The sequence below is a fragment of the Thiorhodovibrio litoralis genome (assembly GCF_033954455.1).
Classification (GTDB): Bacteria; Pseudomonadota; Gammaproteobacteria; order Chromatiales; family Chromatiaceae; genus Thiorhodovibrio; species Thiorhodovibrio litoralis.
In genome coordinates, this window is record NZ_CP121473.1 from 66,716 (window position 1) to 82,155 (window position 15,440).

The window sequence follows — 15,440 nt, forward strand, 5'->3', positions numbered from 1 at the left end:
GATGGAAGTTCGATCAAACTCTCGCCCTCGTTATCCGTTTTGCGCGGTCAATATGACTCCTTTAAGAATAAACCCTAAGTTATCGCAGCGCGAGCCAGAATCCGCACTAATGACGATGCCTGGGGTAAGGGTTTCTACTCGAGTTTGCGATACCAATGAAAACTGCGGGGTTGTTGCCGGGAGTCATTTGCCACAATCCTAGGTCCGCTGATCAGGTGTTGTGCCTTGCGCGCTGGACCAAGATCGCCAAAGGCACCAAATCGCTGCCGCTAGGAGCTGTCGAAACGCGCCGAATGTCCTAATTTTGATCGATTTATGTCATTTTAACCGCAGGAGTGAAAGCCGCACCATGAACACTTGCTCGCACGGGGAGGCAGTCACATGTCGCACAAGATCCGCTTTGTTGGCTTGGATCGGGTCTCGATTCGGGTGGGGGTGCCTGGGTGCCCTGTTGTTTGCTTCAGCGCCGCTGGCGATGAGTGCCACGCAGCCGGAATCGGTTGGGGCAGATGCCACGGACCAGATCGTTCTCGGCATGGGCTGCTTTTGGGGGGCGGAAAAGCGCATGTCGGAGCTGCCAGGGGTGCTGGATGTGGTCAGCGGCTATGCTGGCGGTGAGCGTGCCGATCCGAGCTACCGCAAGGTACTCGCCGACGAGCGAACCGGGCGCCTGAAGAACCATGCGGAAGTCGTTCAAGTGACGTTCGATCCGCAGCAGATCAGTCTGGAGCAGGTGCTGGCGGGTTTTTGGGAAAATCATGATCCGACCCAGGGCGACCGGCAGGGCAACGATGTCGGCTCCAATTACCGTAGCGCGATCTACTACCAGAATGATGCCCAGGCAGCCGTCGCGCGGCGCACCAAAGAACGCTATCAGCAAGCGCTCAGCGACGCAGGCTACGGCGCCATTACCACGGAAATCGCGCCCTTGGAGGCGTTCTATCCGGCAGAGAGTGATCACCAGGATTATCTGAAGAAGAATCCGAACGGTTACTGCGGCCTTGGCGGCACCGGGGTCGATTACCCCGGTAGCGGTGAGCGGGCGCAATCCCCGGCGAAGCAGTCGCCGGCGCAGCCGCCCCTGGTAGGCAGTGAACTATCCCCGGAGCGCCAGTTGGTCGTCTTCGAGGCGGAAGGCTGCGGCTATTGCGCGCTGTTTGAGGATCAGGTGCTGAGTGACTGGGCCTCTCCGGTGCCAGTGCGAGCGACCCTGTCCTCCCAGCCGCCGAGCGGCTGGACTCTGGCGGAGCCGCTGTGGGCGACGCCGACCATTGTGCTGTTTGAGCAGGGGCGCGAGAGCGCCCGCCACACCGGCTACAACGGCGACCCCGCCGCCTTCTGGCGCTGGCTCGCGCAACAGACGCTGAGCCCGGAAGCGTTCGAGATTGCCTACGGGAAAGGCACGGAGGCGCCATTTAGCGGATCGCTACTCGACAATCGACGCCCTGGCACCTATGTCGATCCGGTAACGGGTGCGCCCTTGTTTCGCAGTGATTCCAAGTTCAAGAGCGGTACGGGCTGGCCGAGCTTTTTTCAGCCGATCGAAGGGGCCGTGAGCATGCACGATGACCGCAGCCATGGCATGCGTCGCACCGAAGTGCGCAGCGCAAGCTCTGGTATCCACTTAGGCCATGTCTTCAATGACGGCCCGCCGCCAACTGGCAAGCGCTTCTGCATCAACAGTGGCGTACTCAGGTTCGTCCCCGACCAGCCGCTGTGAGCCTGGTTCGCCAGCGCGCGCTAAAGCCCTGATCCCGTCGCTGGGCCGAATCTGCTATCGTCTTGTATAAGGCGCCAGTTGGTGCAGCGCCAACGCAGCAGAGAGGTTTCCACAGTGCCCAAACACCGCATAGGCTGCAAGAGCATGCAAGACGCCGTCGTGGTCGGTAGCGTCTTCATGGCCGCCGGCGTCATCATGATGGTCATCGGCAAAACATTGGTTCCGCCGGTGGCCTTCCTCAATCTTATCGTCCAGGCCCTCGGTGGGCTTTTGTTGCTGTTCGTGCCCTTTATCCTGATCGCGACCTTTTTGCGGCAGTCGGCCGAGCAGGACGAGCAAGACAAGCAGCGCTCCTCCGAGTGAGCCGACCCTGACCGTGATCACACGGATTTTATTCTCAGGGGTGGTCGGGACGATGCGCCTCAGGCCGCCGCTCCCTGGCGGCCAGATCGACTTGCAGCGGCTTAGAAGTAGTAGCCGAAGTTGATGTTGAAGCGATAGTTCCAGTCGTTGTTGGCGTCAGCACCAAAGTCGCCCGCGCCAAGCGTGGGTGAATAGATATTGCTGAAGCCTTCGGCGGTGCCGTCCTTCGTCTCGTTACCGACGAAGTAATTGCCGTCGGAGAAGGCCAAATCGGTGTAGATGTACCAGCCGCCGCTCGCCCAGGCGGCACCCAGAGTAACCAGTTGGCTGTCGTTGAAGGCGTTGTCTTCCTTCACGATGCTGCTGTATTCGATGTAAGGGCGCACAGAGTCGAGCCAGGGGATGTTGCCCGTGGTGTGCTTGTAGCTCAGTGAGACTGCCGGAATCCAGGCGTCGGTCGCCGCCGGCCAGGCGAAGTTATAGGCGCCCATGGGGACGAGTTGGTCGGTACCGAGCAGATTATTGTCATCGATGCTGATCTTATAGCGGGTGATCTGGGTGGCCAGCAGCCAGTTGTCCCAGGCGTTGGTCATGTGCGCCGAGACCGCCCAGTGGTGGCCGTCGTCGGCACGGCGGCCCTTGAGCTGGCCGTATTGGAGCGAGACGCCGACGTGGGTATCGACCGCGCCCTCAATGCCATAGATGGCGCGGATGTTGAACTGGTTGCGCTCTGTATAACCATTGGTGGCGGCGGCGATGACGTCGCCGTTGGCAGCGATGCCCGAGTCCCAGGTCACGATGTCGTAGCTATAGCGCGCGCTGTCCTGACTGGTGCCATTGCCGTTCCACTCGCTGCGCGCGTAGTAGGCGAAGTCCAGATCCCAGTTATCGATGCTGGTGCTGTACTTGATGCCTAAGTCCATGTCATCGGACAGGCCAACATAGTAGTGCTGATCGAAGAACCAGCTCTGTGAGACGCCGTAGGCGCCCGGGCCAAAGGGCACGCGATTGACGCCAACCTGGAGCTGGCTGCCGTCGTCGAAGTCCCAGCCCAACCAACCGGTGTGAAGGAAGTTGTAGCCGTCGTACCAGCGGTATTCGAACTTGCCGACCAGCTGGTTGTATTTCAGGTCCATGTTAAGGCGGAAGGTATCGAGCGCGAAATTTCCCCCATTGCCGCCGCGCGACGGCCCATCGCCGCCACCGGGATAGCTACCAAGGATGTAGTTGGCGCGGATGGCGCCGCCAATGGTCACTGGACCCAGAGTGATTTTCTGCTTGGGTGCAGGCTCGCTGATGGTGGTGAGTTTGGCTTCGGCCGCAGCGGCCTTGGCATTGGCGGTTTCGGCCTCGGTCTGCGCGGCCTGAAGGGCTTGTTCGGCCTCGGCGAGCTGCCGCTGTAGTTCGGCAACCCGGCGTTCGAGGTCGGCGGTGGACGCACTGGCGAGGGCGCCAGTGGTAAAAAGCAGCAGCGCCATGCCGGCACTGACCAATGCCAGACGCTGCCCGGAGCGGCGAGATGCCGAAGGGACAGGAGGATGTAGGGAAGAAGTCATAAGCAAACAAGGAGTGTTGATGGTGGGCCATTATCGTCGCAGAAGTGCAACGAGATTGACCAAACTACTACGCCTTGTTGCTTGTATGCAACTGGTCAGCGCTGATCTAATTCGCATTTTCGCGTAAAATCTTCACCTGAAACAGTGTGTTGCGTTCTTCTTCTTCAAGAGTGGATTGAATGAAATGCAAGGTGCGCCGGTACAGTGGAATGATGTTGTACTTAAGTGCGTTAACCCGCTTTTGTGCTTTTCGCTGCTCTTCCATCAGGCGATAAAGCGCGATTTCTACTTCGGCCAGATTGGCTAGCACCGCAGCAGCCTCGGCGAGTTGGCGGCAAGTGGCGTCGAAGCTGGCATCCGTGCCGAGCAAGCCGGCCGGCTTCGGCGGCAGGGGCTCGGCATGCACCGAGGGGTACTCCACCCCCAGGCTGCGCCGCGGCAGGATATTAATGTCTAATGCCGGGCTGGCACCGAGCGCAGCCTGATGCATGGCGCGGTTGCCCATGCGCAGGTGGGTGATACCGAGCGAACGATAGGCCTCCTTGAGCTTGGCCTCCGCCTGTTCGCGCAATTGGCGATACTCACCGATGCGCTCATAGACCAGGCGGGTCAGCAGCTCGCGCTTGCGCTCGAGCAGGTCATGGCCGTCTTCCAGAAATTTCGTCTGCTTCTTGAGCGACAGCAGCGTATTTTTGGTCGGCGGAACCCTGAGGATTTGTTGAGCCATTGATTGACAACTAAGCTCAGGCTGAGCCCTGGTAGTACTTGGCGACCTCGGTCTCGGACATACGCGTGAGCATGTCGCGCGGGAATTTGCTCATCAGCTCCCAGGCCAGGTTGAGCGTGGCCTCGATCGAACGGTCTTCGGATTCACCCTGACCGACGAATTGCTTGTCGAAGTCATCGGCGAATTTCAAATAGCGCCGGTCGCGTTCGGACAGCTCATCGGCACCGATAATGGAGGCCAGGTTGCGCGTCTCCAGCGCCCGGGCATAGAGGGCATAGAGCTGGGCGGCGACATGCGGGTGATCCTCGCGGGTGTCGTCCTTGCCGATGCCGTCTTTCATCAGGCGCGACAGGCTCGGCGAAATATGCACCGGTGGATAGACGCCCTGGTTGTGCAACTCGCGCGAGAGCACGATCTGGCCCTCGGTGATGTAGCCGGTCAGGTCAGGGATCGGGTGGGTGATGTCATCCGAGGGCATGGACACCACAGGCACCATGGTGATGGAGCCGTGGCGGTTATGGATACGCCCGCAGCGCTCGTAGATCTCGGCCAGGTCGGAATACAGATAACCCGGATAGCCTTTACGTGCCGGTACGTCGCCCTTGGCGGTTGCGACCTCGCGCAGTGCCTCGGCGTAGTAGGTCATGTCGGTCATCACCACCAGCACATGGCGGTCGAGTTCGTAGGCCAGATACTCAGCCGCGGTCAGCGCGGTGCGCGGCAGGGTCAGGCGCTCAACCGGTGGATCATCGGCGAGGTTGACGAACATCACCACATTGCGCAGCACGCCGGAGCTGGCGAATTCGTCGCGAAAGAACTTGGCATCGGCATAGGACACGCCCATGGCCGCAAAGACGATTGAGAAGCTGGAGTCCTGATCCTTCAGCTTGGCCTGGCGCACGATCTGGGCAGCGAGCCGGTTATGCGGCAGGCCAGAGCCGGAGAAGATCGGCAGCTTCTGACCGCGCACCAGGGAGTTCAGCCCGTCGATGGTGGAAATGCCGGTCTGGATGAATTCACGTGGATAGGTGCGCGCTGCCGGGTTGATGGCCGAGCCACCGACCGCGCGGCGCAGGTTCGACAGCACTGGCGGGCGCCCGTCGCGCGGCTCGCCTAGGCCGTTAAACTCGCGCCCGAGCAGCTCCGGCGACAGGGCGATCTCCACCGGCTGGTCGAGAAAGCGCACCCAGATGCCAGACAGGTCCAGATCATCGGTGCCCTCGAACACCAGAATCAACACTTCGTCATCCGCCGCGCGAATCACCTGGCCGTCGCGCGTCTCGCCGCGCTCGTCGGTGATGCGCACACGATCACCAAAGGCAATCCCAGGGGTCTCGCGCACAACGATCAGGCCGCCGCTCGCTTGGCTGGCAGTGCGGTATTCCTTGATACTCATGAGTGTTCCGCCTGTTTGGCGTATTCCAGTCGGATGGTTTCAAACGCCTGCTCGGCCTCACGCCCAAGGGCGCGAATGCTATCGACCTGGTCGCTGTTGTACATGGATTTGCAGCGGCGCACCTTGGCCAGTTGTGGCATGTTCTGCAACTCACTGACCGGAACGCCGAGCGCGATCAAGTCAGCGCCCTTGTCATAAATCGACAGCACCAGATCAAGCAGGGCAAATTGCTTTTGTGGTGAGCAGAAGGTATCAATCTCATCGAGCGCACTCTGCTGCAGGACGCCTTCCTTCACCAGGGAGGCGCCTTCGAGCTCCCAGCGCTGGGTGTCGGACAAGGCCTCGGGGCCGACCAGGTTGACGATGCGCGAGAGCTCGGCATCGCGGGCCAATAACCCCAATGCTTGCGCGCGGCGCTGTTCCCAGGCTGGATCGACTTCTTTGTGCCACCACTCGGCGGCGGTATGCACATGGGCCGAGAAGCTGGTCACCCAATCGATGCTCGGATAGTGGCGCGCGTCGGCCAGTTCCTTTGACAATGCCCAGAAGGTTTCGATGATGTCCTTGGTATGGCTGGTGACCGGCTCGGAGAAGTCGCCGCCCGGCGGCGAGACGGCGCCGATCAGCGTGACCGACCCGGAGCCGGCGTCATAGGTCTCGACCCGTCCGGCGCGCTCATACACCGCCGCCAGGCGCGAGGCCAGATAGGCCGGGTAGCCTTCCTCAACCGGCATCTGCCCCAGGCGCCCGGACACTTCGCGCAGCGCCTCGGCCCAGCGGCTGGTGGAGTCGGCGAGCATGACCACGTCATAGCCCATGTCACGATAGTACTCGGCCATGGTCAGGCCGATGTAGATGGACGCCTCGCGCGCCACCACCGGCATGTTGGAGGTGTTGGCGACCAGCAGGGTCTTTTCCATCAGCTTGCGACCGGTGTAGGGGTCCTCAAGCTGAGGGAAGGTTTCGAGCACATCGACCAGCTCATTGCCGCGCTCGCCGCAGCCGACATAAACCACGATGTCGGCATTCGACCAGCGCGCCACCTGCTGCTGCACCACCGTCTTGCCGGCGCCGAAGGGCCCGGGCACCGCACCCTTGCCACCTTTAAGCTGCGGGAAGAAGCTGTCGATGACGCGTTGACCGGTGATCAGCGGGGAGATGCCATCGTCGCGTTTGCTGTAGGGGCGCGGGCGGCGCACTGGCCAGCGGTGATAGAGGCTCAGGCGATGGCTGCGTCCGGGCTGGCCTGGCCCGACCCCGGACCCGCGCACCTGCGCAACCGTGGATTCGATGTCATAGGCGCCTGCCGGGGCCAGCTCGGTCAGCTCGCCGTGAATGCCGGGTGGCACCAGTATCTTGTGGGTGATGGTCTCGGTTTCCTGGACCGTGCCGAGCACGGTGCCGGGGCCGATCTGGCTGCCAAGCTCCAGAGTGGTGTTGGGCTCGAACTCCCAAAGTTTCGCGCGATCTAGCGCCGGCAGCGCCAGGCCGCGGCGGATGTAGTCGCCAGATTCCAGCGCGATCTTCTCAAGCGGGCGCTGCACGCCGTCGAAGATGCCGCCGAGCAGCCCGGGCCCCAGCTCCGCCGACAGCGGCCAGCCAAGGCCAGTGGCTGGCTCGCCGGGGCGCACGCCATCGGTGCTTTCGTAAGTCTGCACCACGGCTTGCTGGCCACTTAAGGAAATGACCTCGCCGATCAGGCCCAGCTCGCCGATCTTGACCTGCTCGCCGCTGCGCACGCCCGGCAGGTCGATGGTGACAATGGGGCCGTTGATTTCGCGCACCGTGCCGGTGCGTTGGGTGTCAGTCATGGTATCAGCCACCGAAGATGTTGCCGGTATCGAAGCCGCTCGGGAGCAGGCGCTCGAGAATGGTCTGCTGAATGCGGGAGCCGAGCCGGGCGAGGCGGCCCTCGAAGGTGTTGTCGACCCGAATGCGCCCGTCGGCGCTGACCACCAGCACGCCAAACAGCGTGTCGATCGGATCGTTCGCCAGCTCCAGCCGGGTGCCGGCAGGGGCGGCGGCGGTAATTTGCTCCCAGTTGGACTCCAGCAGCTTGTGGTCGCGGGCATTGGCATGCACCCGCAACTCGCTTTTCTCGATGGTCTCGGCTGCCGCGGCGATGAAGCCGCTGAGAGTCGTCAGGCAGGCGTTGCTGTCCTCGGCATGCGCGAGCATGCGCTCGTTCAGCTGAGCCTCCACGTTGCGCACCAGGTTCCAGCGCGTGCGGTCGAGGTCGCTCTGCATTTTGAGCTCCTGCGCCTGCACCCGCTGGCGGAAGCTGCGCTCACCAAGCGCCTTGGCGATGCTGTCCTCGCGCTCCTCGCGCAGCCGCAGCTTATCGGCGGCTTCGCGCAGAATGGTATCGCGGCTGCGTTGACCGCGGTTGTGGTATTCCTGCGCCAGGCGCTCGGCCCGGGCGAGAATGGCCTGTTCCAGATCTTGTGCTTGGGTCACGGTCGAGCCTGTATGAGTCGGGGGCCTGGTTGTGCGGACTGAGTCATGCGTGCTGAGTCAAATGAAGGCTAATGAAGCTGGGAGCTGCCAAACATCGCGCTCAAGCGCTCAGCGACATCGCTTTGCAGCCGCGGGTCGGCTTGCAGCCGCGGCACCGCAATGACCACGATCCGCCCGCCCTCGCGGCGGACCTGACGCAGAGCCGGAATCTCCGCCTGCATCAGGTCCTCATCGACGATCACAAATGCCCGGGCGCGCTCGCGTTGAAGCGCGCGCAGGCGCTGATCGACCTCGTCCGGAGAGGGATCGGGATGGGTCTCGAATCCGATCAGCCGAAAACCATCGGCCAGCGCTTGCTCGCCGAGAAACAGCATCTGGGTTTGTGGACTGACCGATGGAGCTTCGCTCATGGGCGCATGGTTCCGGGTGCTGATGGCTCTTGGGCGCTGAGGGGCAGAGCGGCTGATGATCGCGGTCGCGAACGCCTTTGCTGGTTGGCAGTATCAGATGCGGTTCAGCAACAGGATACTCATGACCAGACCATAGATGGCAATACCCTCGGCCAGGCCGAGAAAGATCAGGCTGCGCCCGAGTGCTTCCGGGCGCTCCATCACCGCGGCCAGGGAGGCGGCGCCAATCGGGCCGACGGCGATTCCCGCGCCAATGGTGGACAGGCCGGTCGGGATGCCGACACCGAGAATAGCCAGACCCATGCCGGTGGAAATCTCAACCGCGGCGGTGGTAGCCCCTGCCGTCTCCGCCATGGCGTCCCCGATACCCAGTACCAGAATGCCGATCAGGGCGCCGAAGAAGCTTAACAGTTGGGTGCTCAGCGCCGGCTTGAACCATGTGCGCATGCGAGCCGCCTGTGCCGGTCGGAATTCCAGATACAAACCGCTGGCCACCAACGAGAAGATGGCAAGCGACATGAGAACAACGAGCCAATACATGAGGACGACTCCTGTAGGATAGAGAGAAAAAGTAAAAACAAAGCAGAAGCTAAGAAGGAACCATCAGGTAAGGAACCATCAGGCCCCATTACGCACGTCGGCTAGCCGGTCGCCGCTGGGGAGATTGTACCTGTTCCCGTCCGCGCCTCCGCGCCAATGCGGTCTTGCATTATGACTTTCCCGGAGTTCCGCCGAGCCTCAGCCGCAGGGGCGCGAACTCATGGCCATCGCCAGAGAAGTAGCGCGAGAAGCCTTCGTAATACTGCAAACGCATCACCTGAATCATCACAATGCCGCCTTCGAGCACCAGGATGAACAGGTTGCCGAGAATTAACGTGAGTATGGTACCAAAGGTGCCGAGCATGTCAGCCAGCGTGAAGATGGCAATCGCCAGCGCGGCATGGTTGAGGCTGAAGGCCGAGACACGCAGGAACGAGAGGGTATTGGACAGATAGACGATGACGGTGTCGAGCGTCTCGATGGCGACGACCAGGATCTTCTCGCCGGTCGGACCGCTGAGATGCCGCCATTGGTGCACCGCCAGGGTCGCGAGCGAGCCGAGCACGATCAGCCCGGGCCAGAGACCGAAGCCGCCGGCGGTCGCGAGATTCCAGCCGCCGGCCAGAAAGCCGAGGTAGAACAATAAATTGACCAGCCCATGTGGTGCGAGTAGCGCGCCCTCAAGGTTGCCGACCGCGAAACGGTTGTAAATGCCGAGCGAACAGGCGGCGATGATGAACACAATACCCCAGACTAGCGCGACCTCAAGCATGACGATCGGGTCCTCAAGCGGCGCCATCCACAGCGCCGGCAGCCAGTGCTCGACGCCGAAGATGCTGCCGAAAACAAAGCCGAACAGCATTGAGGACACGCCGGCCGCGATGCCGAATGCGGCGAAGTTTTTGAGCTTGTCGCGCGCCAGGTAGGCAGCCAGCGCGATCACTGCGCCATGGCCGACATCGCCGAACATCATGCCGAACATCAGCAGGAAGGTCAGCGCAAACAGTGGCGTGGGGTCGATCTCACCGTACTGCGGCACGCCGTATTGTTTGACCAGGGTCGAGAAGGGCGCGAGCACGCGGTTGTGGGTCGGCACCGTTGGCACCAGCGGGCGCTCCTTGGCGGTCGGGTTGCGCTCCTCGAGGGCAAAGGGCAGTTGCAGATGATGTTGCAGGCCATCGCGCAGCGCCTCAAGCGCGCGCGCCGGTACCCAGCCGCATAGCACCGCGAGACTTTTCACCCCATGGATGGACGGATCGAGTGTCACCAGGGGCTCGGCCAGCAGCAGTGCCCGCTGCGCGTCCAGCAACGGCGTGCGATGGGCGGTGCGCCAGTCGGCCAGTTCTTGTTGCAGCTTGGCTCGCTGCTCCTCCAGGCTGAGGTGGCGGGTACGGAAGTCGGCCTCCAACTCCTCCGGGGCCTTGTCGGTGATGCCCTCCGGAATTGGCAGCGCCTGAAAGCCAGCCGAGCCCAGCACCGAGCCCAGCTGGTTCTCGCGCTCGCCGCTGGGGCCGATGATGATCACATGGGCGTGGTTGTCGCGCTGCATGTAATTGAGCAGCAGGTGCCCGGCCAGGGCGACCGAGCCTTCGAGCCGGCTCACATTCACCCGCGGGACCAGGCCGATGTAGAAATCGAGAAAGCGCGTCTTGCGCTTGAGCGCGCCGAGATCGACCTGGAGGTTGGCGAAGTTGGCGAGCGCGGCTTCCTGCTCGCGCAGCACCCGCTCCTGCTCATCGATGCCGCGGAAGGATTCTTCGAAATGCGACGCCTCTTCCCACAGCGCGCCGAGCTTTTGGTTGAGTGCCTCGAGCTCGTCATGGTCGATGACGCGCAGGTTCTCAAGCGCCGGGTTTTCGTTAAGCTCCACCACGCGGGCGATCTTGTCCAGGCGCGAGCGCGCCTGGGCAAAGGTTTCGCGGTAGTCGCGCCCAGGCAGGTTGGCCAGCGCCTGCTCCTCGGGCGGGCGGCTGTCGGGATGGAACTGCTCGGTCTGCGCCAGTGCCAGCGAGGCGCGCGGCAGATCTTCCGTCATCAGCATCAGGCGCACATGCTTCATCGGCAGTGGCAGCAGGCGCGGGCGGGTGTCATCCTCGACCCGGCCTTTGATGAGTTGCCACAGCCAGGACAGCCCCGTGCGCAGCTGGGTCGCAGATGTGCGGGCGGCGCGGGTGATGGATTGGGACTTGATCATAGGGTTAATGACTGGGATGGGCGCTCACGCGGCTGCCGCCAGGGGGCTACTGCCGGTCGCGGCATTGGCCGCGGCGCCGAAGGCATGGGGGTCGACCGCGCTTTTGATGACATCCCGCGGCAATCCGAGTAGCCCGCCTTGCAGCAGCGCGAAGAGTAACATGAGGTCCATTTCACGCAGCATCAGGTAGGCCAGGGCGCGCGCTACGCCGGAGGCGCTCTGGGTCAGGATATGGCGCGTCTCCTCGGCCTGATGAGCAACAACGCGGCGCTGGACCTCAATCAGATCCTCTGCGTCAGCCATGCGCGTTGCCAGCGGCTCGGGCAGCGCATCAAGCAGCTGGCGCAGATTCTCGCGGTTGACCAGATCGAGCAGGCGTTCGCGATGGAGCAGACGCGGCGAGGGCACCAGCTGATAGAAGGTCTCGCTCGGGGAGAAGCTATAGGCAAAGCGAAAGCGCAGCATCCACAAAAGATCCACGCGGTCGAGTAGCGCGCCGATCAGCCGTCGTAGCGGCTGCAGGCTGTCGCCCTGAAAGCGCATGGTCTGGCGCGCCAGGTCGCTGTAGTACTGCTGGTCGATCGCGGCCTCAAGCGCGAAGGGCTCGCGCTTTTGCTCATAGACCTCGCGCGCCTGGCGGGCCAAAAGGCTGAAGGGGCCTTGCTCGAGCACGCGCAACAGCTCCAGCACGTTCTCGGTGCGGAACAGCTCATCGCGGCGCAAGCGCAATCCAGGCGGCAGGTCGTAGAGATCGCGGCGAATGGCCTCGGGGTCAAGGTCATAGAGCTTGCCGCGGATCAATGTCTTGAGGTTGAACAACGCATAACGCCGCGCCCAACTCAGCACCAGGGCGCGTTCGGCCGGGTTCATCGGGCGGATCAGCACAGAGACGTCGGCAAGCAGGGTCTGGATCAGTGCCTGCTCGAGCGCGCGCACCTTGGCATGCGCGGAGAGCTGGTCCTCGATCACCGCTTGCAACTCCAGGCGCTCGGTCAGCTCCGGCAGTTCAAGCCCAAGCAGATTGTTGGCCCGCTCGGGAGTGAGCAGTCGGGTGCTCATGACCGAGACTCGGGTATTGAGGTAAGCGTGCGCGGCAGCGCTCATGATGCTCCCAGCGGGTGATCCAACAGCGGGTGATCCAATTTCTGGGCGGCTAGAGCCGGGTGTCGGTCAGCAGCGCGAATGCAGCATCCAGCGCCTCGGCCTCGCGCTGCTCGGCCATGTCGCGCAGCTGAATGTGGCGCTCGTCGTAGCGGCGGTGCAGCTCAGCAATCGTCTGCTCGGCGCGCTCGTCAGCCTTGTCGATTTGGCCCCGGTGCAGCTCAGGAATGGACGCGCGGAAGCGTTCCTCGGTGGCGCGCGCGTCCTGCATGGCCTGCTGGATCACACGCTCCTGCTCGCGCTCGGCATCCTGGGCGATCTGCTCGGCGCGGACCTCGGCGTCAAGCAGGCGTTTTAGGGTGTCATCCATTGCGTTGTCGCTCTCAGTGGGTTCAGCAACACTAGCCTACGCGAAGCCGCGAAAATTGGCGAGAACCAGATGTGCGCCGCGGCAGGTCATCACTCAACGACACCAAGATCCCAAATATCCTGGTCGATCGCGTCATCGCTCGGATCGCCATCCTTCACCTCGTTGGCGCGTTGCTGCAGGTAAGCATCACGCACGAAGCTGTAGCGATCGATCGCCGCTTGATCGAATATCTCGCTCGCGGTCAGCAAGCCGGCACGTTTGTCGATGACCCGTAATCCGACAAAGCCCCAGTAAATTTCTTCTTTGTTGACGCTGAAGAAGGGGTCGATGACCACATCGCCGGCAAAGCCGAAGGTGTCGCGCACCGTGCTGGGGCCGATGATGGGCATGATGAAGTAAGGGCCGTTGGCAAAGCCCCAGTAGCCGAGCGTTTGACCGAAATCCTCCTTGTAGCTCGGGATGCCCATGTTGGTGGCCACATCGAAGAGCCCGAGTACGCCGACGGTGGTGTTCACCAGCACCCGCCCGACATCGCTGCCGGTGCGTGAGAGCTTGAACTGCAGCAGGTTGTTCACTGCTGAGGTCGCATCGGCAACATTGTCGAAGAAGTTGGTGACGCTGCGGTTCACCGGCTCCGGCATGATCAGTTGGTATGCCTGGGCCGTGGGCTTGATAAAGGCGTTGTCGAAGTCGGTGTTGAACTTGAACATGGCCCGATTGTAGGGCTGCCAGGGGTCGCGCGGGTCGCGGTACTCCTCTGGCACGGACGCGCAGCCGATGGTGATCGATACAATCAAGAGGAGGCCGGGCAGCAGGCTCAGCCTTGCCCAGGTCAGTTGGAATTTGGATTGCCTCATGCCCTTACTCCCGGGTCCATCGCGCGCGACCGGGGGTGTCGCGGCGAGCATTATGCGTTCGCCATGTTAGCACAGCGTGGGCTCGCGCCAAGGAGATCACCCAATGCGGTGCTCGCGCCGGCTTGAGTGGCAGGTCACCAGCTCACAGCCTGTTCGGAAATGTTCTTGAGCATGGCCGCCACCTCGCCCATCACCTCGCTGCCTGATACCTCGTCGGCACCGAAGCGGCGGTGTGCAACAAAGGTCTTGTCCGGCTCATCCGGCAGGGTGTAGACCGCAATGATGAACGGGCAGTTGACCACGCGCGACGGGTCTTCGGCAATCATGCGTCGCGACAGAACCGCACTGCAGAACTCTACCGAATGCGCTTGCCCGAAGAGCGGGCGATCAGCACCAAGATCGGCCCCGGTGCGCTCGAGCATCTCGCTCATGTGCATGATGTTGTTGATGAACAGTCCGCGCTCTTCGATGGCGAGGCGCAGTCCGTCCATCACGTCGTCAAAACTGCTGTCACTCTCATAGACCGCGGCCGAGCCGCCCTCCGCTGCCGCGACCGGCATCGCGCAAAGCGCTAGCAGTGAGACCGGGAGCAGCCAGGCGGGGAACCAGGTTCGTAGCCGGACCAAAACCCGAAAGCGCAGCCCGATCAGGGATAGCAGCGGGAGCTGGGTTTTGGAAGCTGCACCGACACCCGTAGCGGAACCGGAAGCAAACCCGGAACCCGAACCAGAACCCGAGTGAGAACCCGAACAGAGAGAAATGGTATCAATCATGGTGAGAGTGGCCATGTGCATGATGAGGACCATGATGGTGCGCATGATGATGGGTGTGCTGGTGGCCATGCCCGTGATCATGGTGGTGAGCGTGCGGAACATGCTGCGCTTGGAGCTCCATGTCGGCCCGTGCTGCGGACAGCTGTGCGCGCAGCCAGTCCAGCCAGGGCGCGATGTCCGGCGCTTTGCCGCGTGACGCGACCTGCAAAAAGGGCACCTCGGTGGCGAGCTGGCGCAGATAGGTCTCCGCGCGATCCGGGGAGAAATCCTCCAGCACCGGCAGCAGATCGGTTTTGGTCAGCAGGACCAGGTCGGCGGTGCGGAACATCACCGGATATTTGGCCGGCTTGTCATCGCCCTCCGGCACCGACAGCAATGCCACATGACGATGCTGGCCGAGATCGAAGCTGGCCGGGCAGACCAGATTGCCGACATTCTCAATGAACAGCAGGTCGATCTGCTCCAGATCGAGATGATGCAGCGCGTCATGCACAAGATGCGCATCAAGATGGCAGGCGCTGCCGGTGGCGATCTGAATGGCCGGAACGCCGCGGGCACGAATGCGCTCGGCGTCATTTTCGGTCTCAAGATCGCCCTCAATGACCGCGATGCGCGTCTCCCCGGCCAGGGCATCGATCGTGGCCTCAAGCAGGCTAGTCTTACCCGCTCCTGGTGAGGACATCAGATTGATCGCCAACACACCATGCGCCGCAAAATGCTGGCGGTTATGCGCGGCTTGATGATTGTTCTCACCAAGCAAATTGCTCAGCACCTCGACGCTGGCCTGACCATCCGCGGTGCGCGCATGGCGGCCGTCGCCGGTCACCAGATGCGCGTTGCCGGGCGTGACATTACAACCGCAGGTATCGCACATTGCTTAGATTCTCCCTGATCGATAAATAGCCGAGCGTAAACACCACCAAGACTAGCTGGATCGACCGGCATGGACAACCCCAGCGTGGCTGAATTCGTGGCC

The 15,440-nt window shown here is 62.3% G+C and carries 15 protein-coding genes; 2 read left to right on the top strand and 13 right to left on the bottom strand.

What is annotated here, in order from left to right; genetic code table 11:
• Positions 1 to 565: 565 nt before the first annotated feature.
• Together msrA and Thiosp_RS00295 are read left to right on the top strand one after the other, a co-directional pair.
• Positions 566 to 1,720 carry a peptide-methionine (S)-S-oxide reductase MsrA gene (gene msrA, locus Thiosp_RS00290; protein ID WP_242518534.1) on the top strand — a complete coding sequence of 385 codons (1,155 nt, stop codon included), beginning with the start codon at positions 566 to 568 and terminating at the stop codon, positions 1,718 to 1,720.
• 144 nt (positions 1,721 to 1,864) lie between these two features.
• On the top strand, positions 1,865 to 2,083 hold the full coding sequence (locus Thiosp_RS00295; protein WP_201066423.1) for a hypothetical protein: 219 nt from the start codon (positions 1,865 to 1,867) through the stop codon (positions 2,081 to 2,083).
• A gap of 101 nt (positions 2,084 to 2,184) precedes the next feature.
• Here Thiosp_RS00295 and Thiosp_RS00300 read toward each other — a convergent pair whose 3' ends face one another.
• From Thiosp_RS00300 to hypB, 13 genes are all read right to left on the bottom strand, one after another.
• The gene (locus tag Thiosp_RS00300; RefSeq protein ID WP_201066421.1) at positions 2,185 to 3,561 is read right to left on the bottom strand and encodes a hypothetical protein; all 1,377 of its coding nucleotides are present in this window, start codon (positions 3,559 to 3,561) and stop codon (positions 2,185 to 2,187) included.
• 184 nt (positions 3,562 to 3,745) lie between these two features.
• Positions 3,746 to 4,366 carry a V-type ATP synthase subunit D gene (locus Thiosp_RS00305; protein WP_201066419.1) on the bottom strand — a complete coding sequence of 207 codons (621 nt, stop codon included), beginning with the start codon at positions 4,364 to 4,366 and terminating at the stop codon, positions 3,746 to 3,748.
• A gap of 16 nt (positions 4,367 to 4,382) precedes the next feature.
• Positions 4,383 to 5,762, bottom strand: a complete 1,380-nt coding sequence (locus Thiosp_RS00310; protein WP_201066417.1) for a V-type ATP synthase subunit B — start codon at positions 5,760 to 5,762, stop codon at positions 4,383 to 4,385.
• Complete coding sequence (locus Thiosp_RS00315; protein WP_201066415.1) at positions 5,759 to 7,573, bottom strand: V-type ATP synthase subunit A; 1,815 nt, start codon at positions 7,571 to 7,573, stop codon at positions 5,759 to 5,761. The genes Thiosp_RS00310 and Thiosp_RS00315 overlap by 4 nt, the downstream gene beginning before the upstream one ends.
• A gap of 4 nt (positions 7,574 to 7,577) precedes the next feature.
• Positions 7,578 to 8,219 (bottom strand): V-type ATP synthase subunit E, encoded by a 642-nt coding sequence (locus Thiosp_RS00320; protein ID WP_201066413.1) that lies wholly within the window; start codon positions 8,217 to 8,219, stop codon positions 7,578 to 7,580.
• Positions 8,220 to 8,287: 68 nt separating this feature from the next.
• Positions 8,288 to 8,629 carry a V-type ATP synthase subunit F gene (locus tag Thiosp_RS00325; protein ID WP_201066411.1) on the bottom strand — a complete coding sequence of 114 codons (342 nt, stop codon included), beginning with the start codon at positions 8,627 to 8,629 and terminating at the stop codon, positions 8,288 to 8,290.
• Positions 8,630 to 8,722: 93 nt separating this feature from the next.
• A complete protein-coding gene (locus Thiosp_RS00330; protein WP_201066409.1) occupies positions 8,723 to 9,169 on the bottom strand; it encodes an ATP synthase subunit C in 447 nt (148 codons plus the stop codon).
• A gap of 169 nt (positions 9,170 to 9,338) precedes the next feature.
• Complete coding sequence (locus Thiosp_RS00335; RefSeq protein WP_201066646.1) at positions 9,339 to 11,228, bottom strand: V-type ATP synthase subunit I; 1,890 nt, start codon at positions 11,226 to 11,228, stop codon at positions 9,339 to 9,341.
• Positions 11,229 to 11,387: 159 nt separating this feature from the next.
• Positions 11,388 to 12,467: a V0D/AC39 family V-type ATPase subunit gene (locus tag Thiosp_RS00340; RefSeq protein WP_201066407.1), complete on the bottom strand. Its 1,080-nt coding sequence runs from the start codon at positions 12,465 to 12,467 to the stop codon at positions 11,388 to 11,390.
• Between the two features lie 49 nt (positions 12,468 to 12,516).
• Positions 12,517 to 12,834: an ATPase gene (locus Thiosp_RS00345; protein WP_201066406.1), complete on the bottom strand. Its 318-nt coding sequence runs from the start codon at positions 12,832 to 12,834 to the stop codon at positions 12,517 to 12,519.
• Positions 12,835 to 12,923: 89 nt separating this feature from the next.
• The gene (locus Thiosp_RS00350) at positions 12,924 to 13,691 is read right to left on the bottom strand and encodes an MlaA family lipoprotein (RefSeq protein WP_201066404.1); all 768 of its coding nucleotides are present in this window, start codon (positions 13,689 to 13,691) and stop codon (positions 12,924 to 12,926) included.
• 134 nt (positions 13,692 to 13,825) lie between these two features.
• Positions 13,826 to 14,251 carry a DUF302 domain-containing protein gene (locus tag Thiosp_RS00355; RefSeq protein ID WP_201066403.1) on the bottom strand — a complete coding sequence of 142 codons (426 nt, stop codon included), beginning with the start codon at positions 14,249 to 14,251 and terminating at the stop codon, positions 13,826 to 13,828.
• Between the two features lie 205 nt (positions 14,252 to 14,456).
• On the bottom strand, positions 14,457 to 15,338 hold the full coding sequence (gene hypB / locus Thiosp_RS00360; RefSeq protein WP_201066402.1) for a hydrogenase nickel incorporation protein HypB: 882 nt from the start codon (positions 15,336 to 15,338) through the stop codon (positions 14,457 to 14,459).
• Positions 15,339 to 15,440 lie beyond the last annotated feature (102 nt).

Bases quoted from the DNA above. Each gene is read 5' to 3' on its own strand.
- msrA (WP_242518534.1), top strand. From the start codon at position 566: ATGTCGGAGCTGCCAGGGGTGCTGGATGTGGTCAGCGGCTATGCTGGC.
- Thiosp_RS00295 (WP_201066423.1), top strand. From the start codon at position 1,865: ATGCAAGACGCCGTCGTGGTCGGTAGCGTCTTCATGGCCGCCGGCGTC.
- Thiosp_RS00300 (WP_201066421.1), bottom strand. From the start codon at position 3,561: ATGGCGCTGCTGCTTTTTACCACTGGCGCCCTCGCCAGTGCGTCCACC.
- Thiosp_RS00305 (WP_201066419.1), bottom strand. From the start codon at position 4,366: ATGGCTCAACAAATCCTCAGGGTTCCGCCGACCAAAAATACGCTGCTG.
- Thiosp_RS00310 (WP_201066417.1), bottom strand. From the start codon at position 5,762: ATGAGTATCAAGGAATACCGCACTGCCAGCCAAGCGAGCGGCGGCCTG.
- Thiosp_RS00315 (WP_201066415.1), bottom strand. From the start codon at position 7,573: ATGACTGACACCCAACGCACCGGCACGGTGCGCGAAATCAACGGCCCC.
- Thiosp_RS00325 (WP_201066411.1), bottom strand. From the start codon at position 8,629: ATGAGCGAAGCTCCATCGGTCAGTCCACAAACCCAGATGCTGTTTCTC.
- Thiosp_RS00330 (WP_201066409.1), bottom strand. From the start codon at position 9,169: ATGTATTGGCTCGTTGTTCTCATGTCGCTTGCCATCTTCTCGTTGGTG.
- Thiosp_RS00335 (WP_201066646.1), bottom strand. From the start codon at position 11,228: ATGAAGCATGTGCGCCTGATGCTGATGACGGAAGATCTGCCGCGCGCC.
- Thiosp_RS00340 (WP_201066407.1), bottom strand. From the start codon at position 12,467: ATGAGCGCTGCCGCGCACGCTTACCTCAATACCCGAGTCTCGGTCATG.
- Thiosp_RS00345 (WP_201066406.1), bottom strand. From the start codon at position 12,834: ATGGATGACACCCTAAAACGCCTGCTTGACGCCGAGGTCCGCGCCGAG.
- Thiosp_RS00350 (WP_201066404.1), bottom strand. From the start codon at position 13,691: ATGAGGCAATCCAAATTCCAACTGACCTGGGCAAGGCTGAGCCTGCTG.
- Thiosp_RS00355 (WP_201066403.1), bottom strand. From the start codon at position 14,251: ATGCCGGTCGCGGCAGCGGAGGGCGGCTCGGCCGCGGTCTATGAGAGT.
- hypB (WP_201066402.1), bottom strand. From the start codon at position 15,338: ATGTGCGATACCTGCGGTTGTAATGTCACGCCCGGCAACGCGCATCTG.